The sequence below is a fragment of the Streptomyces sp. NPDC090032 genome (assembly GCF_044748025.1).
Classification (GTDB): Bacteria; Actinomycetota; Actinomycetes; order Streptomycetales; family Streptomycetaceae; genus Streptomyces.
The window spans coordinates 54,606-76,850 of the sequence record NZ_JBIVFF010000002.1 but is presented as its reverse complement, the minus strand read 5'-3'; the positions used below and the strand labels follow the sequence as shown (position 1 = coordinate 76,850).

The 22,245-nt window shown below is 68.7% G+C and carries 20 protein-coding genes and 2 pseudogenes; 13 read left to right on the top strand and 9 right to left on the bottom strand.

The features are described from left to right. Nucleotides 1-308: 308 nt before the first annotated feature. From ACIPWY_RS04060 to ACIPWY_RS04030, 7 genes are all read left to right on the top strand, one after another. A complete protein-coding gene (locus ACIPWY_RS04060; RefSeq protein ID WP_401532176.1) occupies nt 309-1,391 on the top strand; it encodes a LacI family DNA-binding transcriptional regulator in 1,083 nt (360 codons plus the stop codon). Between the two features lie 116 nt (nt 1,392-1,507). Continuing rightward, a complete protein-coding gene (locus ACIPWY_RS04055) occupies nt 1,508-2,818 on the top strand; it encodes a sugar ABC transporter substrate-binding protein (RefSeq protein WP_362905315.1) in 1,311 nt (436 codons plus the stop codon). Between the two features lie 177 nt (nt 2,819-2,995). Beyond that, nucleotides 2,996-3,859, top strand: coding sequence for a carbohydrate ABC transporter permease (locus tag ACIPWY_RS04050; RefSeq protein ID WP_393703294.1), 864 nt, complete (start codon nt 2,996-2,998; stop codon nt 3,857-3,859). Further along, complete coding sequence (locus ACIPWY_RS04045) at nt 3,856-4,800, top strand: carbohydrate ABC transporter permease (protein WP_362905319.1); 945 nt, start codon at nt 3,856-3,858, stop codon at nt 4,798-4,800. Before ACIPWY_RS04050 ends, ACIPWY_RS04045 begins: the two co-directional genes overlap by 4 nt. 26 nt (nt 4,801-4,826) lie before the next feature. Beyond that, complete coding sequence (locus ACIPWY_RS04040; protein WP_362905357.1) at nt 4,827-5,813, top strand: hydroxyacid dehydrogenase; 987 nt, start codon at nt 4,827-4,829, stop codon at nt 5,811-5,813. A gap of 142 nt (nt 5,814-5,955) precedes the next feature. Continuing rightward, complete coding sequence (locus tag ACIPWY_RS04035; protein ID WP_393703213.1) at nt 5,956-7,179, top strand: alpha-L-fucosidase; 1,224 nt, start codon at nt 5,956-5,958, stop codon at nt 7,177-7,179. Between the two features lie 429 nt (nt 7,180-7,608). Next, complete coding sequence (locus ACIPWY_RS04030; protein WP_401532175.1) at nt 7,609-9,213, top strand: alpha-amylase family glycosyl hydrolase; 1,605 nt, start codon at nt 7,609-7,611, stop codon at nt 9,211-9,213. 238 nt (nt 9,214-9,451) lie between these two features. Here the strand turns inward: ACIPWY_RS04030 and ACIPWY_RS04025 are convergent, their stop codons facing one another. Further along, entirely contained in the window at nt 9,452-9,814 is a 363-nt protein-coding gene (locus ACIPWY_RS04025; RefSeq protein WP_362905325.1) for a helix-turn-helix domain-containing protein, read from the bottom strand. A gap of 55 nt (nt 9,815-9,869) precedes the next feature. Between ACIPWY_RS04025 and ACIPWY_RS04020 the strand changes: the two genes are divergently transcribed. Both ACIPWY_RS04020 and ACIPWY_RS04015 read left to right on the top strand, forming a co-directional pair. Further along, on the top strand, nt 9,870-11,138 hold the full coding sequence (locus ACIPWY_RS04020; protein WP_393703217.1) for an MFS transporter: 1,269 nt from the start codon (nt 9,870-9,872) through the stop codon (nt 11,136-11,138). 78 nt (nt 11,139-11,216) lie between these two features. Next, nucleotides 11,217-11,294 (top strand): annotated as a pseudogene (locus ACIPWY_RS04015) (DUF6233 domain-containing protein); the annotation flags it as partial. Between the two features lie 164 nt (nt 11,295-11,458). On the opposite strand, the gene ACIPWY_RS04010 reads toward ACIPWY_RS04015, so the two are convergent. The 3 genes and pseudogenes from ACIPWY_RS04010 to ACIPWY_RS04000 form a co-directional block, all read right to left on the bottom strand. Then, nucleotides 11,459-12,499: a hypothetical protein gene (locus tag ACIPWY_RS04010; protein WP_393703219.1), complete on the bottom strand. Its 1,041-nt coding sequence runs from the start codon at nt 12,497-12,499 to the stop codon at nt 11,459-11,461. Nucleotides 12,500-12,509: 10 nt separating this feature from the next. Further along, a complete protein-coding gene (locus ACIPWY_RS04005; protein WP_362905331.1) occupies nt 12,510-12,668 on the bottom strand; it encodes a hypothetical protein in 159 nt (52 codons plus the stop codon). Nucleotides 12,669-12,682: 14 nt separating this feature from the next. After that, a pseudogene (locus tag ACIPWY_RS04000) lies at nt 12,683-13,527 on the bottom strand (methyltransferase domain-containing protein). Between the two features lie 191 nt (nt 13,528-13,718). On the opposite strand from ACIPWY_RS04000, the gene ACIPWY_RS03995 reads away from it, so the two are divergent. After that, a complete protein-coding gene (locus ACIPWY_RS03995; RefSeq protein ID WP_393703221.1) occupies nt 13,719-15,278 on the top strand; it encodes an SDR family oxidoreductase in 1,560 nt (519 codons plus the stop codon). 425 nt (nt 15,279-15,703) lie between these two features. Here ACIPWY_RS03995 and ACIPWY_RS03990 read toward each other — a convergent pair whose 3' ends face one another. Both ACIPWY_RS03990 and ACIPWY_RS03985 read right to left on the bottom strand, forming a co-directional pair. Further along, nucleotides 15,704-16,267 (bottom strand): DoxX family protein, encoded by a 564-nt coding sequence (locus ACIPWY_RS03990; RefSeq protein ID WP_362905334.1) that lies wholly within the window; start codon nt 16,265-16,267, stop codon nt 15,704-15,706. A 183-nt stretch (nt 16,268-16,450) separates the two neighbouring features. Then, nucleotides 16,451-17,203, bottom strand: a complete 753-nt coding sequence (locus ACIPWY_RS03985; RefSeq protein WP_393703223.1) for a helix-turn-helix transcriptional regulator — start codon at nt 17,201-17,203, stop codon at nt 16,451-16,453. 117 nt (nt 17,204-17,320) lie between these two features. On the opposite strand from ACIPWY_RS03985, the gene ACIPWY_RS03980 reads away from it, so the two are divergent. Further along, on the top strand, nt 17,321-17,476 hold the full coding sequence (locus tag ACIPWY_RS03980) for a hypothetical protein (RefSeq protein WP_401532174.1): 156 nt from the start codon (nt 17,321-17,323) through the stop codon (nt 17,474-17,476). 118 nt (nt 17,477-17,594) lie between these two features. On the opposite strand, the gene ACIPWY_RS03975 is transcribed toward ACIPWY_RS03980, so the two are convergent. Together ACIPWY_RS03975 and ACIPWY_RS03970 are read right to left on the bottom strand one after the other, a co-directional pair. Then, a complete protein-coding gene (locus ACIPWY_RS03975) occupies nt 17,595-17,954 on the bottom strand; it encodes a YkvA family protein (RefSeq protein ID WP_393703225.1) in 360 nt (119 codons plus the stop codon). 68 nt (nt 17,955-18,022) lie between these two features. After that, the gene (locus ACIPWY_RS03970; RefSeq protein ID WP_393703296.1) at nt 18,023-19,114 is read right to left on the bottom strand and encodes a PP2C family protein-serine/threonine phosphatase; all 1,092 of its coding nucleotides are present in this window, start codon (nt 19,112-19,114) and stop codon (nt 18,023-18,025) included. A 494-nt stretch (nt 19,115-19,608) separates the two neighbouring features. Here ACIPWY_RS03970 and ACIPWY_RS03965 point away from each other — a divergent pair, with 494 nt between their 5' ends. After that, complete coding sequence (locus ACIPWY_RS03965; RefSeq protein ID WP_393703227.1) at nt 19,609-19,833, top strand: hypothetical protein; 225 nt, start codon at nt 19,609-19,611, stop codon at nt 19,831-19,833. Nucleotides 19,834-20,232: 399 nt separating this feature from the next. Then, nucleotides 20,233-21,291 carry a zinc-dependent alcohol dehydrogenase family protein gene (locus ACIPWY_RS03960; protein ID WP_362905340.1) on the top strand — a complete coding sequence of 353 codons (1,059 nt, stop codon included), beginning with the start codon at nt 20,233-20,235 and terminating at the stop codon, nt 21,289-21,291. Between the two features lie 198 nt (nt 21,292-21,489). On the opposite strand, the gene ACIPWY_RS03955 is transcribed toward ACIPWY_RS03960, so the two are convergent. Further along, nucleotides 21,490-21,660, bottom strand: a complete 171-nt coding sequence (locus tag ACIPWY_RS03955; protein WP_393703231.1) for a hypothetical protein — start codon at nt 21,658-21,660, stop codon at nt 21,490-21,492. Nucleotides 21,661-22,245 lie beyond the last annotated feature (585 nt).

Genomic DNA, 22,245 nt, shown 5'->3' with positions numbered 1-22,245 from the left:
GTGCGCGATTATTTTGCATTTGCTTCGTTCGTTCGAAGGTGATCGTCGGCGGTGGCGTTGCCGGACGATGACGTCGCCGCCGGTGACCGGAACCGTGTGCGGCACGACAGGGACTGGACTCTCCTGCACCTGACCTCTCCCCGCGCGAGACGAGGGGAGCGGCATGAACCCACAGGTTCAGCTCTGGCGACAACAGCCCGCGCCAAGAGATCTTGCATTTTCTTCGCTCGAAACGAAACAAAACGTTAAAGTTAGAGGTCAGAGCTAGTGTGGCTCCGACCGGGACGCGAACAGAGGGGAGCCGCATCGTGCATGCGGAGGAGAGGCACCAGGCGATCCTGCGCCGGGTGCGCGAGGAAGGGTCGATGCGGGTCACGGACTTCGCGGCGGAGCTGGGGGTCTCCCCGGTGACGGTTCGTAAGGACGTCGAAGTCCTCGCCGAGCGAGGCCTCGTGGCCAGGGTTCACGGCGGCGCGATGCTGCCCGAGGACTGGGCGGAGACCGCTCCCGAGGGTGCCGCCGCACGCACGAAGCCGAGCCCGCCAACGGTGCGGACTCTGGGCATGATCGTGCCGTCCTCCGCCTACTACTACCCCGAGGTGATCAAGGGCGCCCGCGAGGCGGCGGAGGCGCGGGGAGTACGGCTCGCGCTGGCTGTCTCCGGGTACGACTCCGAAGTGGAGAAGTCTCAGGCGGCCCGGCTGATCGAGGACGGAGCTGCCGGACTGCTGCTGGCGCCCTCCGACACCGATGGCGGCCAAGGGCGGCAGTGGTACGAGGATCTGGACGTTCCCGTGGTGCTGATCGAACGCCGCCCCGCGCAGGACGCGGCCGCCACCGAGCACGTGGGCACGGACCACGCCTACGGGGCCAGGCTGGCCGTACAGCACTTCCTCGACGGCGGGTGTCAGCGGATCGCCCTGTTCATGCGCGGCGGAACGCCCACTTCGCCGTGGTTGAAGGAGGGCTACTTCGCCGGCATGCGCGCGGCCGGCCTCGACGGTCCCGACGACACCACCTACATCGATCTCAGCACGGGCGGCCCCGGTGATCCGGGCTACGAGCGGCCCATGGAGGAGTTCCTCGAAGGTGTACGGTCCGGCCGGATCGACGCCGCGCTGGTTCATCCGGAAAACGATGCGCTGGTCGTGCTGCAGCGACTGCGCGCCGCCTCGCTCTCGGTCCCGGGTGACGTGGCGCTCGTCTCGTACGACGACGAGGTGGCCGAGCTCGCCGATCTGCCGCTGAGCGCAGTGGCCCCTTCGAAGCACGAAGTCGGCTTCTCCGCAGTCGAGTTGATGGTTCAGAGACTCGTTGAGCCGGGTCGACCCAGGCGCCGGATCGCCATCCTCCCTGAGCTTCGGGTGCGCTCCTCCTCCAACGCTTCCTAACCTGAAACTTGGCTTTCCTTTCGAATTTCTTGCTTTTCTATTGACTCCGTATTGGGCTGGCCGAATGATGTGCGAGCAGCCGCCGCATCGTCGGCCCGTCCATGAGGAGCAGAGCCTTGAAGCTCATATCCCGCACATCTCGCCTCGCCCTTGCAGCCGTCACCGTCTCGCTGGCGATGACCGCCACTGCCTGCGGTGGAGAGGACGTCGGATCGAAGGCCGGCTCGCCCGCCAAGCCGGTCACGCTCACCTACTGGGGCTGGACCGCCGGCGCCCAGCAGACGGCCGACGAGTTCAACAGAACCCACAAGGACATCCAGGTCAAGTTCTCGCAGATCACTGGCGGCCCGGACGGATACGCGAAGATCACCAACGCGATCAAGGCGGGCAATGCCCCCGACCTCGCGGGCATCGAGTACCCGCAGCTTCCCGAATTCGCCTCCCAGGGCCTGCTGGAGGACCTGAGCGGTGAGGCCGGCGCCACCGTCAAGGCGAAGTTCCCCCAGGCCATCCAGGACCTGGTGACCCTGGGCGGCAAGACGTGGGCGGTGCCGTTCGACGCAAGCCCTCAGCTGCTCTACTACCGCAAGGACCTCTTCAAGAAGGCCGGCGTAGAGGTCCCCAAGACCTGGGACGAGTACAAGAAGGCCGGCGAGAAGATCAAGAAGGCCGACAAGAACGTACGCATCGGCGGCTGGGGTTCCGATGACCCCATGCTGCTCGCCGCCCTCTCGTGGCAGGCGGGAGCCAAGTGGTACGGCGTCGAGGGTGACGCGTGGAAGGTCGGCATCAATGACGCCGCCTCGAAGAAGGTGGCCGACTACTGGCAGGGGCTGGTCAAGGACGACGTCGTTCTCAAGACCACCTTCGCCGGCGACGACTTCAACAAGTACAAGACCGACGGCAAGGTAGCCAGCTTCATCGGAGCCTCGTGGAGCGCGGGCGGTCACACGGTGGCCTTCCCCAAGCAGAGCGGCAAGTGGGGCATCGCCCCGCTGCCGAACTGGGGCACCCCGGCCTCCGGCATGTACGGCGGCACCACCTACGCCGTTCCCAAGGGAAGCAAGCACGTCAAGGAAGCGACTGTGTTCGCGCAGTGGGTCGCCACCGACGCCGACGCCGTGAAGGCCCGTCTGAGCAGCCTGGACGCGCCGAGCAGCGCCCTGCCCGCCAACGTGGAGATGCGTGACGTGGCCGCGAGCCTCTTCGACGACAAGGGGTACTTCGGCGGCGACGACGTATACAAGATCGCCGGCGCGCAGGTCGACACCATCGTTCCGGGCTGGACATGGGGCCCGGTCCAGGTCGGCGCCAACACCGCCATCCAGGACGCAGCGGGGAAGGGCACCCTCGTCGACGCCCTCGATGCGGGCCAGGAAGCGGCCCAGAAGGCCATCAAGGAGCGCGGTCTCAACCTCGCGAAGTGAGCCGGTGCGGATCCGGGCTCTGATGCCCGGGTCCCTCCCGCCGCGGGGCGCACTGTCCGACGTGCCCGGCGGTTCCCTCCCGACGCCTCTCACGCCCCCACCAAGGAGTCCCCGGTGGCAGCACCCCTCACCCGGTCCGCACGCAGCGCCACGCTCAGGCCCGGCCAGCGCAGCGCGGTGGCCTTGTTCCTCACTCCCTTCTTCGCGATCTTCGCTGCCGTGACGGTGGCCCCCATCTGTTACGCCGTCTGGATGAGTCTCTTTCAGGAGCGCTCCTCCGGCCTCGGCTTCGGCGGCGTGAGCGAGCGCACCTTCGCCGGCTTCGGCAACTTCACGAAGGCCCTGAGCGAGCCCGGCTTCGTCAGCTCCTTCCTGCATGTGGCTGCCTACTGCGCCTTCTACATCCCGGTGATGATCGGCAGCGCACTGGCCCTGGCCCTGCTCGTGGACTCAACGGTGGCCCGCGCCAAACGCTTCGTGCAGCTGGTGGTCTTCCTGCCGCACGCGGTTCCGGGAATGATCGCCGGGATCATCTGGCTCTATCTGTACACGCCCGGTCTGAGTCCGGTGCTCGACTGGATCCAGGCCGTGGGCGGCAGTTGGGACTTCTTCTCCTCCGGCCACGCCATCTCCTCGATGGTCAACATGGCCGCCTGGCAGTGGATCGGCTACAACGCGATCATCTTCTTCGCCGCCCTGCAGGCCGTTCCCCGCGAGGTCATCGAAGCGGCCACCGTGGACGGTGCGGGCGGATTTCGTACCGCCGTCCAGATCAAACTGCCGATGATTCGTTCCGCGGTGATCCTGACTCTGCTGTTCACCTGCATCGGGGTCGTCCAGATCTTCAACGAGCCGAAGCTCCTGTCCGCACGAGCAGACTCCATGGGCTCCAACTGGTCGCCGATCATGTACATCTTCAAGGCTGCCTTCGAGAAACACGACTACGGCCTCGCCGCCGCGGGTTCGCTCGTGCTCGCCCTTGTAGCGGGCGTCCTCTCCTACATCGTCACCACGATCGGAAACCGGTGGAAGGCAGCATGACCACTCCCACACTTCCCACCGTCGCCTCGAACGACGATCCGGTGAACGAGCCGGAGCGCAGCACACCGCCGAAGAAGAGCACCGGGCGGGGCCGTCGGCCCACGGGCGGCCGGTTCGCTTCCACGCTCGTGGTGAACGCCGTGCTCCTCCTGACGGTTCTGTACGCAGTGATGCCGTTGACCTGGCTGTTCATCGCGGCCACCAAGAACCACGCCGACCTCTTCGGGACGTCCGGGTTCACCTTCGGGGAGTTCCACCTCTTCGACAACCTGCATGCCGTCTTCACCTACGACGGCGGGATCTTCGTACGCTGGCTCCTGAACACCCTGATCTACTCGGTCGTCGGCGCGCTTGCCTCATCGCTGGTGTGCGTCGCCGCCGGATACTGCTTCGACAAGTACGAGTTCCGCGGCAAGCAGAAGCTCTTCGGTGTCGTCCTGGCAGGCACGCTCGTTCCCGGCATCGTCATCACCCTGCCTCAGTATCTCCTTGCCTCCGAGGCCGGCCTCGTCAACACCTACTGGGCAGTCCTCCTCCCCTCCCTGGCCAGCCCCTTCGGCGTGTATCTGGCCCGGGTCTTCTCCGAGGGCTATGTCCCGGGCGAGATCCTGGAGTCCGCGCGCGTCGACGGAGCGAGCGAGGTGAGGATCTTCGGATCCATCGCCCTGCCCATCCTGATGCCCGGCTTCATGACCCTCTTCCTGTTCTCGTTCACCGCCAGCTGGAACAACTTCTTCGGCCCGCTGGTCATGCTCAACGACCAGAACCTCTACCCGGTCGGACTCGGAATCTACGGCTGGAACAACATGGTCGCCCAGAATCCGGAGATCTACCGGCTCGCCATCACCGGCTCCCTGGTCGCCGTTCTGCCGCTCATCCTCGCCTTCATCGGCCTGCAGCGCTTCTGGCGCTCCGGACTCACCGCAGGAGCGCTCAAGTGACCCACCGCCCCCGCATCGTCCTCGCCATGGGCCAGGACGCCATGACCGCCGTGCTGGGCGACGACGCACTGCTCCGTCTGCAGTCCACCGCACACCTGCTCCCCGCACCGCTCATCACCGATTTCACCGCTCCCGGCCCCGAGGCAACAGCCGCACTCCGCGACGCCGAGGTGCTGCTCACCGGCTGGGGCTGCCCTCAGCTCACCGAGGAAGCGCTCGCACAGATGCCTGGGCTGCGTGCCGTCGTGCACACGGCGGGCTCGGTCAAGGGGCTGATGACGGAGGCCGCTTGGGAGCGCGGCCTGAAGGTGACAAGTGCGGCCGAGGCCAATGCGCGGCCCGTCGCCGAGTACACCGTCGCCGCGATCGTCTTCGCCAACAAACGTGTCCTTTCGGCAGCTCAGACCTACCGGGCTGCCCGCGGCCAGCTCGACCCCCTCCGCCTCTACCCGGAGGTCGGCAACTACCGCAGGACCATCGGTATCGTGGGGGCCTCACGCACCGGCCGGCACGTCATCGAGCTTCTGCGTTCGTACGACTTCGAGGCGCTGGTCTACGACCCGTACCTGGATCCGCAGGACGCCGCAGAGCTGAACGTGGAACGGACGACACTGGATGACCTGGTACGCCGCAGCGATGTGGTGAGCATCCATGCGCCCGAGATCCCCGAGACCCAGCACCTGCTCAACGCGACGCATCTCGCCGCCATGCGTGACGGCGCCACCCTGGTCAACACCGCTCGCGGCTCCCTCGTCGACACCGAGGCCCTTACCGCCGAACTCGTCTCCGGCCGGCTGCATGCCGTACTCGACGTCACGGAACCCACCGTCCTGCCGCCCGACTCGCCGCTGTACGACCTGCCGAACGTGCTCCTCACCCCGCACATCGCCGGATCCCTCGGCAACGAACTGGCCCGACTCGCCGACGCCGCCATCGACGAGCTGGAGCGCTACGCCCGCGGACTGCCCTTCCAGCACGCCATCCACCGTGCGGTCCTGGCCCGCTCGGCCTGACGCCTGTCTGTGCCATCCGAGAGATCGCATGCATGACCTCCCTCTGGGACCGACTGGTTCACCCAGGCGTGCTTCCACCTGCCCACTCGGCGCCCCCGCGTACTGCTGCCGGTGATCGAACCATGACTCAAGGAATGCACCCATGACCGCAATCCCGACCCCAGGGCAACTCGCCTGGCAGCAGGACGGGTTCGGCCTCTTCCTGCACTTCGGCATCAACACCTTCAACGGCGAGGAGTGGAGCGACGGCTCCCTCGATCCGGCCACGTTCGACCCGACCGAGCTGGATGCCGACCAATGGGCGGAGACAGCGGTCGCGGCCGGCGCCAAGTACGTCGTCCTCACCGCCAAGCACCATGACGGCTTCTGCCTCTGGCCCACTTCCACCACCGACTACTCAGTGGCCTCCTCCCCCTGGCACGACGGCAAGGGGGATGTCGTCGCCGAGCTGTCCCGGGCCTGCCGCAGCGCGGGCCTCGGCCTGGGCCTCTACCTCTCCCCCTGGGACCGCAACGCGGACTGCTACGACGATCCAGCGGCGTACGACGCCTTCTATCTTCGCCAGCTCACCGAGCTGTGCACCCGCTACGGCCCGCTGTACGAGCTGTGGTTCGACGGCGCCGGATCCGAGGGCCGCACGTACGACTGGGACGCCGTCATGGCCGTCATCGACAAGCACCAGCCCGACGCCATGGTCTTCAACATGGGGCGCCCGACGATCCGTTGGGTGGGAAACGAGGACGGTCTGGCCGAGGACCCCTGCTGGTACGTGACCGAGTCCACCGGGATCAGCGTGTACGACGACGGGCAGGCCGCCCTCGACTCCGCCCGCTATCTGCCACCCGAGTGCGATGTCCCGATCCGCGCCAACTGGTTCTGGCAGCCCGACGATCTCCATACGCTCAAAAGCGCCGATCACCTGCTGGGCATCTGGTATCGCTCGGTCGGCCTCGGCGCGGGTCTGCTGCTCAACGTCCCACCGGACCGGCGCGGCAGGATCGACGACGCCGACCGCACCCGGCTGCTCGATTTCACCGACGAGGCGGCCCGCCGATTCGCCGAACCCGTTCCTGCCACACTCGCCACCATCGACGGCGGCATCCAGGTGTCCTTCGCCGAGCCGGTACGCATCGACCATCTGGAGCTGCGCGAAGACCTCACCACCGGACAGCACATCACGCGCCACGAGGTCGTCGCCGAAGGGCAGTTGATCGCCGTAGGCCAGACAGTCGGTGTCCGCCGTATTCACGCCTTTGATCCGGTTACCGTGCGAGAACTGCGGATCCGGCTGGCGGGCGGGAGTGCCACCGCCTTGGCTGCGGTGACCGGTTACTTCACCGGGCAGTCCGCAGCGCCCGGCTTGTGAAGGGCCCGCCCCATCTCCGGTAGGAGCAGGCCGTCGACGCCGGCATCGATCGAGGTGCTGGTCTGTGCCGCTTCCCGGCCCCATCGGTACACGGTGATGCCACCGCAGGTGTACACACCGGCGGCTGCCGTGGCACGGGCGCCACGGCGGCCGACCGACGGACCAGGAACAGTCGGCAGCCGGCACCGCCAGAGGTGGTGGCAACAGGATTTCTGAGGCTGCGGATCGTGAGGGAACGCGCACAGCCGCACCCGCTGCAGCACATCCCGCGGCGCCGCCCTATGGCCCCGCAGCCCCCGGCCCGCTCGGTCATCCGAGCCCGTAACCCCCTCGCACGGCAGCGTCACACGAATACGGGAAAGCGCTTCTCTCCCTGCTGATGTGACGTCTCGCCGCAGCTCTTTGCCCCTAGGAGAAGGTGGTCCTCTCGTGTCCCTCGCGCAAACGCTCCCTGCCTGGCTGGCCAATGCGGTGATCTACCAGATATACCCGCAGAGCTTTGCCGACGCCGACGGCGACGGCATCGGGGATCTGCCGGGCGTGATGGACCACTTGGACCATCTCCAGTGGCTCGGGGTCGACACCCTATGGTTCAGCCCGCTGTTCACCTCGCCCTTCGCCGACGCCGGCTACGACGTCGCCGACTACCTGACCGTGGCCCCGCGCTACGGCACCAACGCGCATCTGATCGCGCTGATCGAGGCCGCCCGCTCACGCGGACTGCGGGTGATGCTGGATTTGGTGCCAGGTCACACCTCGGACCAGCACCCCTGGTTCCAGAGCTCGCTCCAGGACCCCTGTGACGACCGCTACGTCTGGGCGCACTCCCCCACCGCTCCCGGCCCGGACTGGGTCGCCTCGACCGGACCTCGACCTGGCTACTACCTGCCGAACTTCTATCCGGTCCAGCCTGCCCTGAACTTCGGCTACGCCCGCATGGACCCGGCCGAGCCCTGGCGCCGGCCTGTCGACGCCCCCGGCCCGAAGGCCAACCGCGCCGCGCTCCGCGACATCATGGCGTACTGGTTTGATCGAGGCGTCGCAGGCTTCCGGGTGGACATGGCCTTCTCTCTGGTCAAGGACGACCCCGACCGCGCCGCGACCGCCGCCCTGTGGGGCGAGATGCGCGCGTGGCTCGACCGCGAGTACCCCGATCGTGCACTGCTGTCGGAGTGGGGCGACCCGAAGGTCTCGGTCCCGGCCGGCATCCACGCCGACTTCTTCCTTCACTTCGTGGGTCGCCCGCTGCGCTCACTCTGGGGTAATGCGCAAGGCAGTCACAGCGACGCTTGGGGCACCCAGCCGTGCTACTTCGCCCCCGAGGGCGAGGGCTCTATGCAGGAGTTCCTGCACGCCTGGCAGGAGGCCGACGCTGCCATCGCCGGGAGCGGCTACGTGGCCCTGCCCACCGCGAACCATGACTTCTCCCGACTCGTGTGCGGTACCCGCACGCGCGATATGGTCGCGCCCGCCTTCGCCTTCCAGCTGACCTGGCCGACTCTGCCCGTCATCTACTACGGCGACGAGATCGGTATGCGCTACCTGCCGGGCCTGCCCACGAAGGAGGGCAGCCAACTGGGCAGCGAGGCCCGGCAGGGCTCACGTACACCGATGCAGTGGGACAGTACGGCGAACGCGGGCTTCTCCACTGCCCACGCCGACGACCTGTACCTGCCGATCGACCCGGACCCCGAGCGCCCCACGGTGGCGGCCCAACGAGACGACCCCACCTCACTGCTCCACCACGTACGGACCCTGATCGCGCTGCGCGCCGAGCACCCGGCCCTTGGCACTGGCGCGACGGTGACCGTGCTCAATGCCGACTACCCGCTCGTCTACACCCGCGGAGGAACCCACCTGGTCGTCGTGAATCCGAGCGCCGCCGATACACAATTCACCCTCTCTGAAGGAGAGTTGGGCCGAACGCGAGCACTGGTGACACACGGCGTCAGCGTCGCCGACGGGATTACGTTGCAGGCCTCTCCGTTCTCCTACGGCATCTTCGAATTCTCCCCCGCCTCCCACTCCGGTTGACCACTTCGGGTGGGGCGGGGAGGAGCGACAGGCGATCAGGCGATCAGGCGGCGAGGCGGCGAGGCGGCGAGGCGGCGGACCAACGTGCGAATCGCCTTACCGACCGTCATCGGGCCTCCAGCTCCGGGTAGCGGTTGTCGCCAGTCATCTCGATGACACGCATTGGCGGTGACGCCTGCCGCCCCATCAAGTGGACCGATGACCGGCCAGGTCACCCCGCCCCACTCGGTGAGCGACGTTATCGTCGCGCGTCAGCTTGCGCGCGGGCGCGTTCGATGTCGGGGACGTGGAGCTCGGCCCATTCCCGGACGGCACGTAGCGGCATCAGCAGTGACCGGCCGAGGTCGGTGAGGGCGTACTCGACATGCGGGGGATTCGCGGGGATTTCCGTGCGGGAGATCAGACCGTCGTACTCCATCGCGCGAAGCGTCTCAATGAGCGCCTTCGGCGTGATCCCCCGTACATGTGCCTTGAGTTGAGTGAATCGCATCGGGCCGGCGTCCAGCGCGTTGACGACGAACACCGTCCAGCGCGCCCCGATCCGGTGCAGGACGGTGCGGCTGGGGCAGGTCGCGGCCATGACGTTGTAGGCCTTGCCCATGCACGCCTCCCGGTAGCGTTGTAGATACCGGTATAGATTCTATACCGTCCGCGCTGTGACCACTTCCGATCCCCCGACCCATCCCCTGATAGCTCCCCATCGCCGTTTCGTCGCGGCGATCGTCATCGACTCGATCGGCACCGGCGTCTTCGTCCCCGTTTCGATGCTGTATTTTCTGGCCACCACGTCTCTGACGCTGGTGCAGGTGGGTGCAGCGCTGACGACGGCCGGGCTGCTGGCGCTCCCTGCGGGCCCGCTGGTCGGCGGACTGGTCGACCGGTACGGCGCCAAGCCGGTACTGCAGGCGGCGAACCTGGCCCAGGCGCTCGGCTTCGCCGGGTACCTCGTCGCCGGCCAGACATGGCAGATCTCCCTCTGTGCCTGGTTGAACAGCGCGGGCCGGGCGGTGTTCTTCGGCTGCTACGGGGTGACCGTCACGGCGCTGGCCGCGCCCGGCCGGCGTGAGCGCTGGTTCGGCCTGCTGGGGTCGGTACGCAACCTCGGCTATGCGCTCGGCGGGCTCCTCTCCGCCGTTGCCGTCACTATCGGCACTCACGGCGGCTACGCCGCGATCGTGGTCGTCAACGCCCTGTCCTACGTCGCCGCATTCGCCCTGCTGCAGGCCGTGCCGAACGCCCGCCCCAAGCCCGGCCAAGATGCTGCTGGGGGCTGGCCGCGTGTGCTCCGGGACCGGAGATACCTGTCCCTCGTCGCACATCAACTGTGCTTCGCCATCTCGTTGTTCGCCCTCAACATCGCGATACCGGTCTATGCCGTCGACGTACTGGGATTGCCGGGCTGGACCGCCGGGGCGGTCTTCACGCTCAACACCCTGATGGTCGGCTTCGGCCAAGGCATCGTGGTCAGGTGGCTCGGCGGGCGGATCCGCAGCCGCGTCCTCGTCGCCGGCCACGCCTGCTTTGCGGCCGGCTACCTCCTCTTCCTCGCGGCCGACCGGATGGCTGCGCTGGCCCTCGCGATCGCCGTCGTGTTGCTCGGCACCGGCAGCTATACCTTCGGTGAGATCCTCGGCGGCCCCGTCACGTCGACTGTTGCCGCGGAGAGCGCCCCAGACGCTCTCCGCGGGCGGTACTTGGCCCTCAACCAACTCGCCGTGACCGTCGCAGGAGCGGTCACTCCGTTCGCGCTCTCCGGGTTGCTGTCCGCCGGGGCAGCCGCGATCTGGCTGACCCTGTTTGGCGTCAGCATCCTCGGAGCCACGCTCGCCACCGCAATCGGAAGGGCAGTGCCGGCGGCGCAGAACCGCATCGGAGGTGTCGAGTCATCGCCGAGGCAGCTACCCGAAGGCTCCTCACCCACCTGAACGGGTTCCCCTTCAGAGGAACTGCCCCCTTCGACGAACCACCCCGCCCATCAATGACCCGACACTCACGACGACGATGCGTTGCGAGCGGTGGCCGAGGGCCTCGACGCTTGCCCGCACTGCCGGCCCGACACCGAGCTCGGGGTACTCGACTGAGGCGCTACGCCACGGCTTCTTCGCCGACGTCTTCTTGGTGGCCTTCCTCGAAGTCACCGGTGCAGCTCCTCGTCGACCCGGTGCCAGCAGATGTCGCGGTCCGGTCCCTCGGTGTAACTGTCGGGGGAAACCGACATGCCCAGAATGATGTCTCGCATCTCAACTCACTCATTTCTCGCAGTGATCAGCGCCGTACGGGTTCCAGGTCCGTGGTGCGCGCTCTCGCGGCCGCGCACCACGGCCGCCGCCCCCACCAGAAGAACGATCGCGCCCACGCCGAGGACGACGTTGCCGAGCAGAGACGTCGCGAACGGGACGCCCATGTCACGCGCGTGCCCGAAACCCACCCACACGTAGGTGAGCAGCGAGCCGCCCGCAAGGGCGAGGCGGTGCCGCGCGCCCCAGCCCCGGCCGCGCGACCAGTACGCGCACAATGCCACGACCGCGGCGACGAGGACGCACCATGCGCCGACCGTGCCCCAGGCCGGCACCCCGTCCGGCAGGAACTCGCGGCCCCAGTAGAGGCTGGACGCGGCGAACGCCGTGGCGCCCACCACCCACGACGCCGGAGCGGTGCGCCCGGCCGCAGAGGCCGAGTAGGGGCGCAACCCGAACGCCGCCGCCACCAGCGCGCCGATGACGACCCCCGCGCCGCCGAACTGGGCGGGTGACGCCATGAAGTGCTCGGACTCGGCCTGGGCGAAGGCCAGGAACAGCGACCCGGCGGCGAACACCACACCCGTGACCCCGAGTCCGGCCGGGCCGAGCCAGGGACGCGTACGGTCGCGGCTGAACGTCTCGACGATCGCGATCGGCACGCAGATGCTCCAGACCGTGTGCATCGACAGCACGTCCTGGACCATTTCCACGCTGACGCCGAGCACCGGGACATGGGTTCCGGCGTAGGCGAGCCCCATGTCGAAGCCGCCGTAGTGCGGGTTCCACAGCATCTGGTCGATCGGGCCCTCCTCGAGCAGGGCGTAGGCCGCGCCGAGCAGGATCATCGTCGGCCAGCCGCGCCCCGCGCGTCGGGTCGCCTCGCGGATCAGCAGAGCCCCGCCGCCGTACATCGGGGCCAGGAGCACGAGTGAGGGCAGCGCGGTGACCGGCTGGTTGCCGAGGAGGAACTCGCCCACCAGTGGGGCGAGCAGGAACAGGGCGGCCGCGAGGAGGAGGCGGTGTCGTGGTCCGAGTTCGTGGGGCATGACGTCGACGCTAGAGACGCTGTGCGGCGTGGGCATCGGCCGAAAGTTCATGCCTGCCGGCCAACTGGCCAGAGTCGGACCGGGGCCGGCGGGCGCCCTCGTCATGGACGAGGAGGGTGACCTGGATGTGGTCGTCGAGGCCGGGCTTGGCCAGGGCACGGGAGGACAATGCCTGGACCGCACCTACCCGAGTTGCGGAGGGTGCTCGGCTGGACGGCGTCCCCAGGCCGAGATCAGCGGCGCGAGTGTCAGCTCGAGTTCGCCCGCGTGGATGGCGGCCAGGTGCGCGTCGATCTCGGCGTCGTCCGCCAGGCCGGCCGCGAGCAGCTCGCCGCGCACGTGCCGGATGGTCGCCGCCTCCAGCCGGTCGCAGGCCAGGCCGCCGACCGGGAAAGAACCCGCCGCGGCGACATCTACCAAGCCGGCCTCACGCAATGCCCGCGGCAGTGTCCGGCCGTAGCGCAGCTCCGCGCCGCGGCGCGTCAGCAGCTCCCGGACCGCGTCGCGCAGCCGGTTGGCCCGCCGCTGCACAGGGCCGCTGTCGTCCAGGCATGCCAGTGGCTGCAGAGCGGTATCGGCGTCCTCGACCAGCAGACAGCCGCCGGGCCGTAGCGCTGGCGCCATCGTGGCCAACGCGCGAGCCCGGTCGGGTACATGAACCAGCACGAGCCGGGTGTGCACCAGCTCGAACGTCCCCGGCTCCGGGGGCGGATCAGCGGCGACGTCGTGCCGGCGCACCTCGTACCCGTCGCCTGCCTTCAGCCACGACGGGTCGATGTCCGTGGACAGCACGTGCCCGGTCGGACCGACGGCCGCCGCGAGCGCCTCCGGGATACTGGGGCCGCCGGCGCCCACTTCCCAGCAGCGCGAGCCGGCCCTGACCCCCAGTCGATCGAAGTGCCCGCGCGTCACACCGTCGACAGCTCGGCCAGCCAGACGAATCGCTCGCCCGCCTCGGCGCGCGCGTTGTCCAGCAGGTACCCGCGGGCGGGAGCGGACTCTCCACCGAGCCCGGTAGTCCCGTCTATCGGATCCGGTCGGCCACCGACGTGCGGCGGGCGGCCCGGGCGCAGACCGTGTGCGGCAGCTCGCCTCTGAGGATGCCGTACGCCGCGACGCGCTGAACCCTCGGCGTATCCGTCGCCGGCTCCCCTGGTGCGGAAGCGCCCCGTACGACGGATCGTGGGATGGGGCTGCCGGGCGAGTGAGGGAGACGGACATGAACGGCGGAGCCGGCGTGCGGGACGTGAGCCTGGACAGTGCCGGAGGCGGGCTGCGCTGCCTCGTCACCGGTGCGACCGGCTACATCGGCGGGCGTCTCGTTCCCGAACTGCTCGCCGCTGGGCACGACGTCCGTTGCCTGGCCCGCACACCCGCCAAGCTGCGTGACCATCCGTGGGCGGGTGACGTCGACATCGTGCGCGGTGACGTCATGGACCCCAAATCGGTCGGCGCCGCCATGGAGGGAGTCGATGTTGCGTATTACCTGGTCCACGCCCTCGGCACGGGACAGGGCTTCGAGAGGACCGATCGTGAGGCGGCACGGATCTTCGGTGAACAGGCCCGCACGGCGGGCGTGGGACGCGTCGTCTACCTCGGCGGGCTCACCCCGGCCGGAGTGCCCGCCGAGGAGCTGTCGCCGCATCTGCGCTCGCGCGCAGAGGTCGGCCGCGTCCTCCTGGACTCGGGCGTGCCGACAACGGTTCTGCGCGCCGCGGTCATCATCGGTTCCGGCTCCGCCTCCTTCGAGATGCTGCGCTACCTCACCGAGCGACTGCCGGTGATGGTCACACCGAGCTGGGTGCGCACCCGTATCCAGCCCATCGCGGTACGTGACGTGCTGCGCTACCTGGTCGGCAGTGCCCGCATGCCCGCCGACGTGCACCGCACCTTCGACATCGGGGGCCCCGACGTCCTGACGTACCGGGACATGATGCGCAGGTACGCGTCCATCGCGAAGCTGCCCCGACGGCTGATCCTGCCCGTGCCGATGCTGACGCCCCGCCTCTCCAGCCACTGGGTCGGCCTGGTCACACCCGTGCCCAGCTCCATCGCGCGGCCGCTCACCGAGTCTCTGCGGCACGAAGTGGTCTGCCGCGAGCACGACATCGCTCGCTACGTGGCCGATCCGCCGGGGGCACCCATCGGACTCGACGCAGCGTTGGAGCTCGCCCTGCGGCGCGTCCAGGACGCGCGGGTCGACACCCGCTGGTCGTCCGCGTCGGTGCCGGGTGCGCCCAGCGACCCGCTGCCCACTGACCCGGACTGGGCGGGCGGCAGCCTCTACACGGATCGCAGGGAGCTGGGGGTGGACGCCTCACCTCATGCCCTGTGGCACGTCATCGAGGGAATCGGCGGCGACAACGGCTGGTACTCGTTCCCACTCGCCTGGGCCCTACGGGGCTGGCTCGACCGCCTCGTCGGCGGCGTCGGCCTGCGCAGGGGCCGCCGCGACGCTGCGCGATTGCGGGTCGGGGATTCCCTCGACTTCTGGCGCGTCGAGGAGATCGAGCCCGGCCGGCTGCTGCGGCTACGGGCCGAAATGCGGCTGCCGGGCCTGGCCTGGCTCGAGATGTCCGCGGATCCCGACGCCGACGGGCGGGCCCGCTACCGCCAGCGGGCCCTGTTCCACCCGCACGGGCTGCTCGGGCACGCGTACTGGTGGAGCGTCTCGCCGTTCCACGCCTTCGTGTTCGGTGGCATGGCCCGCAACATCGCCGCGGCGGCAACGGCAGTGGACTCGCAAGCCCGGCGAGAGCAGAACTCGTCGACCGGCTGAAAGTACGCGCCGACTCTTCTCCCGCCGATCCGGCTCCGCCGACTCTCCCGACCTGATCGTCGTGCCCTTGGAGGGGCTGGACCGGTTCTGGCGAACACGAAGGCTGCGCTGACCGACGTACACAGGGAACACAGCCGGGCCGGCGTAAAGCCGTACAGCGTCGAGGGAGGTCCGCGCCTTCGTTCATCGCGTCGGGGAAGCCCTGACCGGGTTCGGTGACGAACGCGGCGGCGGTGCACATCAGTTCACGTCTGCCTGTGACGCCGCCACGCACCCGCGGGTCGGCGGGTCGGCGGGAAGATGCAGAACTCCGGCCCTGCGTCGCGCACGAGGGGCGCGTGTGTCTGTGGAGGCGAGGGCAACGTCGTGACCGGCCCTGCGCAGTTCAACCCCCAGGCGAGGCCTCGCAGGCGGCCGCCTCGGTTCTACAGGCTGAGCGTGATCGCGGCGCCGATGCCGCCCAGGCCGAGGGCGAAAGCGGCCTCTTTCCAGCCGCCCTTGCCCCAGCGGAAGGGGCGGTCGGCGGCGAGCCTGCCCGGCCCGATGGCGGCGATGCCCAGCGCGACGACGGCGATGCAGACGTTGTATTCCACGCCGCCGTGCGCGTCCCACAGGCCGTGGGCGCCGGTGACCGTGACCATGGCGTTGATCATGACGCCGATCAGGGCCGCGGCCGCCAGCGGCGTCAGCAGGCCGAGGGCCAGACCGAGGCCGCCGAGCAGCTCGGACATGCCCCCGATCAAGGCAAAGAGCTTTCCCGGGTGGTAGCCGAGGGCCGCGAATCCCTTGCCCGTCTCCGTCAGGCCCTGGCCTCCGAAGAATCCGAAGACTTTCTGAGCCCCGTGTGCGGCCATCAGCAGGCCGACGGTCAGCCTGATGAGCAGCAGACCGAAGTCGGCGGCGGTCGTCGTGGGCGCGGCGGTGGAAGTGGACTGCGCCGGTGGTGCCGTGGAAGAGGCAGAAGATTTCAGAACGCGTTTGGGCAACATGGCGATGCTCCGATTGGAACGCCAGAACGGGCGTTTCCCCTAGCTCGACGACACGTCGAGCACCGATGCTGGGCGTGCCCCGCATCAGATCGTGGGCGATTCCCTGCCCCATCCGATCCTTTCGCTGCGGGCAGAGTTGTGCATCGGGTCGGTGGCCCGCGGGGGCGGGCGGCCGGTGCCGTGTCAGTGGTCCTGGGGCATCTGCTCATCACGATCGGTGTCGTTCGGGCACAGCCGCAGGCAGCATGCGCCGGGCTCGGGGGTCAGGACGGCCTTGACTCCGTTGACCTCAAGGCCGGTGAGGTAGCCGCTGAGGAAGGCTTGGTTCATGCCGCACACCAGGTCGGGGGCCTTCGCGGCCGGCGGATGGAACGGGCAGTTGCGCAACCGGAGCCGGGTGGGGGCTTCCCGGACGGGTTCGTAGCCGTACTCCTCCAGCAGTCCTTCGCAGACGGCCGGTCCGCACTCGGGGCCCAGGCGCCCTGGGCGGGTCTCCTCCCGTGCGGGTCCGCTCAACTGCCGACCGCGCTGCTCCGCGGTCCGCTTGGCCGCCTGTGCGGCGTTCTCGTCGGCCTCCTCGGTCAGAACGGCGTCCGGGAGCAGGTCCGCCAGGAGTTCGTGGCGCCGGTCGGGGATGGTCACGGTGATCTGTGCGTCGGTGGCCTCGTACACCTTTGGCCGCCTGCCGGCCTTGCGGATCCCGCCGGCCGTTTCGTAGCGGGCGCGCAGCAGGCAGGCGTCGACGAGCTTGTCGAGGCGGATGGCGGCGAGCCTGCGGCAGATGCCGACGCTCTCGGCGGCCTCGGCGCGGGTGACGGCGTGGCCGGCACGGCGGATATAGGTGAACACGCGCCGTCGTGAGTCCTCGCTCAGGACACTGACGGAGTCGATGGCGCTGCCGACCGCGTCGGCCGACGCTGCCTGGTCACAAGCCACAAGACCACGGTAACCCTCATCCGCGTAGGCCCAGGTGTTCCTTCTGATCTGATGTCCTGCGATCTTGTCGGCCTCCCTCGATAAGACCAAGATTCATTGGTGAAACGAGGGGTCGCGATGATTGCTGAATCACAGCTTCAGGCGAAGCGTCCGGTCAGCGCCTCGCTCGCGGCGCCGAGCTCGTTGGCGTCCTCGCCGGCCGGGCGGGCGGGCGGTCACGTAGGCGAGGGTGCCGCCGTCGTGCAGACCTGGCCCGGCGGGCCCGTTCAGTGAGCGTGCAGGTCAGCCACCCGAGGAAAGCAGTCGCGTCACGGCTGTCGGCGGGGAGGGCGCGCAGCCGTCAAGATTCGCCTTTCGGATGAACCACCAGGCGGCGACGTCCCCGCTCTCCTCAGCCTCGACCAGCAGCCGCCCCAGGTGGTTGACCGCCATCCGCTCGGCGACCTGCCAGGTGTCGCACCACAGGTTGACCTGCCACCAGCGGGTATCCGGTTCGCGCCGCGACGTGCAGGGAGCGCAGGGCCAGCAGAAGGAATCCGATGTCGTCGAGGTAGACGGGGTCCGGCAGCAGGTCGACCGGTGACACCGTGTAGATCACGGCGGCCCACACCAGCGCCTTGTTGCGGAGCGGGATTCCCGCGTCGAGGAGCAGTCTCTTCGCCCGGATCACTCGGACCAGGAGAACTGCGGCGATGCCCATGGTGAGCAGCACGACGGCTGAGGCGAGGATGAGCCAGGCTCTGGTGTCCATGCCTCATCGTCTACCCGCTGAGCGGGGGGAGCCAGGGCCGAAGGCCCCCCGGATGCGCGGGGATGCGGTCAGAGCACCGAGCGGCGCAGCGCGAGGAGTGCCTGGTCGTCCTGGGGCCGGCCGCCCGTGTGGCGCCGTACGTCACGGATCAGCATGTCGAGGACCTGCGCCGGTGTGAGGTGCTCGCCGGACCGGGCGCGGTGCCGGAGCAGAACGGGCAGGCGCGCCGCAGCGTCGTAGAAGGTGCCTTCGGCGTCCCGGGACTCGGTGATGCCGTCCGTGTAGCAAAGGAGTGTCGCGCCCGGCGGGAACGCAAACGTGTCGACCGGTGCGTCCCAGCTGCCCAGCGCCGCCATCCCCAGCGGAGGCACTTCCTGAGTCGGTTCGAGGACGGTGGCCGAGCCCTGTGCGTCGAGGAGCAGGGGCGGCGGATGGCCGCGGTTGACGATGCGTATGGCACTGAGGTCCGCGGGGAACTCCGCGAGCAAGGCGGTGGTGAATCCCTCCTCCTGTTCGAGGCCGCCTCGCCGCCCGCCCTCACGCAGCAGTGCCTGCTCCAGTGAGCGCACAAGCTGCGCGAGGTCCTCGGCCTCGTCCGCGGCGTACCTGAACGCGCCGAGATCGGCGCAGACCGCGCTCACAGCACCCAAGCCCTTGCCCCGTACGTCACCGACGAGGACGCGTGTGCCGTACGGGGTGTCCTGTACGACGTACAGATCGCCGCCGATCATGGCCTCTTCCTCGGCGGGCACGTACCGGGCGGCGATGTGCAGATCACCCAGGCGAGCCGGGGGTCTGGGCAGCACGGCGCGCTGGGCGACGGCCGCGACGTGCTGAGCACGCCGGGTCCGGACGTCCTGGCTCTTCAGCGTCCGGTTGATGAAGATGGCCAGCAGGGTCACGGCCAGGAGGGTGATCTGGTTGGCCAGACCGCGGTGCCAGCCGAAGGTGCCGTCCACCCAGGCCAGTCCCGCGTGGACGGCCATCGATGCTAGGCCCACCCAGATGATGCCGGGCAGCGACAGGAGCGGGGCGGCGGCGACGGGCGCCGCCATGATGAGCGGGGCCGACGTCACCTCGGTCGGCGTCACCAGGTCGAGCACTACGGCCAGCACGATCACGCCGGCGGGAATCCACTTGGCTTTATTCTGCTGCACCACTCCCCCACGCTGGCGCCAGCCGGCGTGCGCCGCATCCCGGCGGACGCGCAGCGGAGAGCTCATGCGGGGAGAGCGCCGGGGTGCAGGGTGAGCGCGCAGGCGGCGTCGAGCCGGACGCCAGGGGCCCGTCGAGGACCGTGCCGGGGCGTAGCGAGCCCATGCCGGCCACGGCCAGCTCCATCCACGCTGAGGTGACCGTCCGCCCGGACCGGGCCCGTAGCCGGACGGTCTCGGGATCGCGCCACATCACGGTGCGGTGCTGTCGTTCCACCAGCCCTTGCCGCGGGGCAGCCTCGGTCGGCCTCGGCGAGGGTCACAGTGACGGGGTACTCCACCTGGCCGGCCTGCGGCGGCCGAGCCGCGGGTGCGCGCTGACCTGGTCTGAGCCCAAACGCAACCGGCGAGGACGACCCACCTCCGCTGGCGCGGAGACGACCCGATCCCCCTGGACACCATGGCGTCGATCTCACGGCACGGCAGGAGGATGGCCACTCGTGCTGCTCCGTCTCACCTACCTGCCCCCAGCTCACCTCTTCGCCGCCCTGCACCTGCCGCGCACGAGAGACCACGCCAAGGCCGCCGAGATCCTCGCCCGACGCCACCAGCCCGCTGTTCTCGAACGTCAACTCGGCTCGCGGGAAGTGAAGTTCAGCCAAACCCGAGGCCGACGAATGGTGGCCCGTGCCCGCCGGCGAGCCACCGTCCGCCTCACCTCATGACCGCCCCGGGGCGGTCATGACCGAATCTGTCACCCAACTCTGCATCAGACCCGCCCGTCCCGACGTACGCCGAGACGACCGACTCAGCAGCACCCTCCACGAGTAACGCGTACCAGCATGCTGCTTGACCAGCACGGACGAGATGCTCGGCAGGAGCAGCGTTGGTGCAGCTCTTGTGCGTCGCGAGCCTCGCGTCGAGGGCAAGCCTGCTCACCACATGACAGCGCTCGCGAACGAGCGCAAGCTGGAAGCAAGTGGAGGGGTGACACCTGGCGATAGATCAGGCAAGGCGCGCTGTACATATGGCGTCGAGACCCGCCGGAGGTTCCGTCGTTCCTGCCCAGAACGTCCGCCGAGTTCATCCGGTGCTGAGCGAAAAGGCCACTCATGCCGCAATCCATGCGCGCGCTCGTAGCCGGAGAGGTTGGCGAGCCGAACGATGTCCTTCGGCTCGAATCCCGGCCCGTGCCCACGCCGGAAGCCGGTCAGGCGTTGATCCGTGTGAAGGCGGCTCCGATTCACGCCAGCGATCTGCACGTGTTGCGTGGTCGCTACGGTTTCTCCCCCGAGTTTCCGACGGTCGGGGGTCACATGGAATGCGTGGGCCGCATTGAGTCCCTGGGTCGGGACACGGAGGGACTGAAGATCGGCGAGCGCGTGGTGGCCGTTGCTGTCCCGGCGGTACCCGGGCCTCGTGCGGCCGGTACCTGGCAGGAATACCTTGTTGCCGATGTCCATAGGCTTGTGCCGGTCCCCGATCGTCTGAGCGACTCCAGCGCCTGTCAACTCGCTGTCAATCCGTTGACCGCGCTGCTCCTGGTGGCTCGCGAACTCGACGTACAGTCGGGCGAGTGGCTGCTGCAGACGGCGGCGGGGTCCACCGTCGGCCGGCTCGTCATTCAGCTGGCCAGACATCTGGGTATTCGCACGATCAATGTGGTGCGGCGGCGCGATGCTGTCGAGGAGCTCAAGGCGTTCGGCGGCGACGAGGTCATTTGCACTGAGGACGAGGACCTGCTGCAGCGTGTGACTGAGATTGCAGGACCGGCCGGCGTGCGCAAGGCCATCGACTGTGTCGCGGGACCCGTAGGTGCCCAGGTCTCCCAGGCGTTGGCTCCGGGAGGAGAGGTCGTGGTCTACGGCGCGCTCTCCACCCATCGGCAGACTGACCCGGCGGCGCTGACGATTCCGCTGCTGGCGCGCTCGGTCATCTACGAGACCAAAGTGGTCCGTGGCTTCTGGCTGAACCGCTGGTTCGGCACTGCCTCACCTACGGATGTGCTGCGCGCGCTGTCCGAGGTTCGCAGCCTCGTCGCTGCTGATGTGCTGAGCATCCCCCAAGGCAAGCCGTTCCCACTCGAACGCTTCGCTGAAGCCATCTCGTTCGCCGAGACCCCCGCTCATGGCGCCAAACCCCTCCTCGTCTTCGAAGATGTCCGGGACAAGGACGACGAGTAGGACGCGGTCTTTGGACAGCGGAATAGCGGCAGCCTGCAGTGGAGGAGGAGCAGAGGAGCATCTGATCCGCAGCTCTGGCAGGAACCGTCAACGACGGCCATACCGGCCGCTCCGCTGGAGGCCCTCAAGGGCGATACCGGACGGGGCGGTTGCTGGGGTCGCGGTACGGCGCTGCTGTACAAGTGACGGGGCCGTCCTTCAACGGGATGCCGCTCGCTCCTTCTTGTCTATCGCGGCGGCAAGTGCAAGGAGTGCCTCAACCTGGGCCATCCGTACGCGGGTCTCGGCGGAGAGCCGCCCCTTCCCCCCTCGCTCAGCTGCTTCGAGCAACTCCTGAGCCTTGTGCGCGTGCGCGGCATACTCAGCCACGAGAGCCCCCTTGTCGTCGAGACGTCCAGCGTAGCGATCACTTCGGGGAGTTGGAGTCTCATTGCCCTAAGGGCTGTCCCGTGCAGAAGCACTAACAGAAGTCGTTGATCAGGCGACTGTCGGCCGGCCGGGCGAAGTACGCCGACGGCTTCCTCAAGCCGGTCGGCCGGGACGAGCACGGGGTCTCCGCCGTAGCTCGCGGGGGTCCAGACCTGGAGCTCGCTGGCGGCGAGCGGCGCGACGATGGCGCTGAGCATCCCGGTCGCTCCGGGTCGGACCGGCGTCATCCACCCGACAGCTGCCGGATGGCCTTGAGCGCCTGTCCTGCTCCGTCCTCGGTCAGAAGGTGTTTCGCCGCTCTCGCGGCGGCTTGTGTGAATGCCTACTGCTTCACTACTTGGTCGAGTGGGTGGGCAAGCCTTCGGCGGTCAGGGACCGGAACCGTATCGGCTCGGTCGCGGCGCCGAGGCCGGCAAGTCTGCGCCTGCCGGCCGCCCGACCTGGACGGGTGCAATATTCGACGGCCGCAGTGCTCCGGGGACCGGCATTCTCGATAGCGTGACCATCTGCTGCATGGAGTGTTCA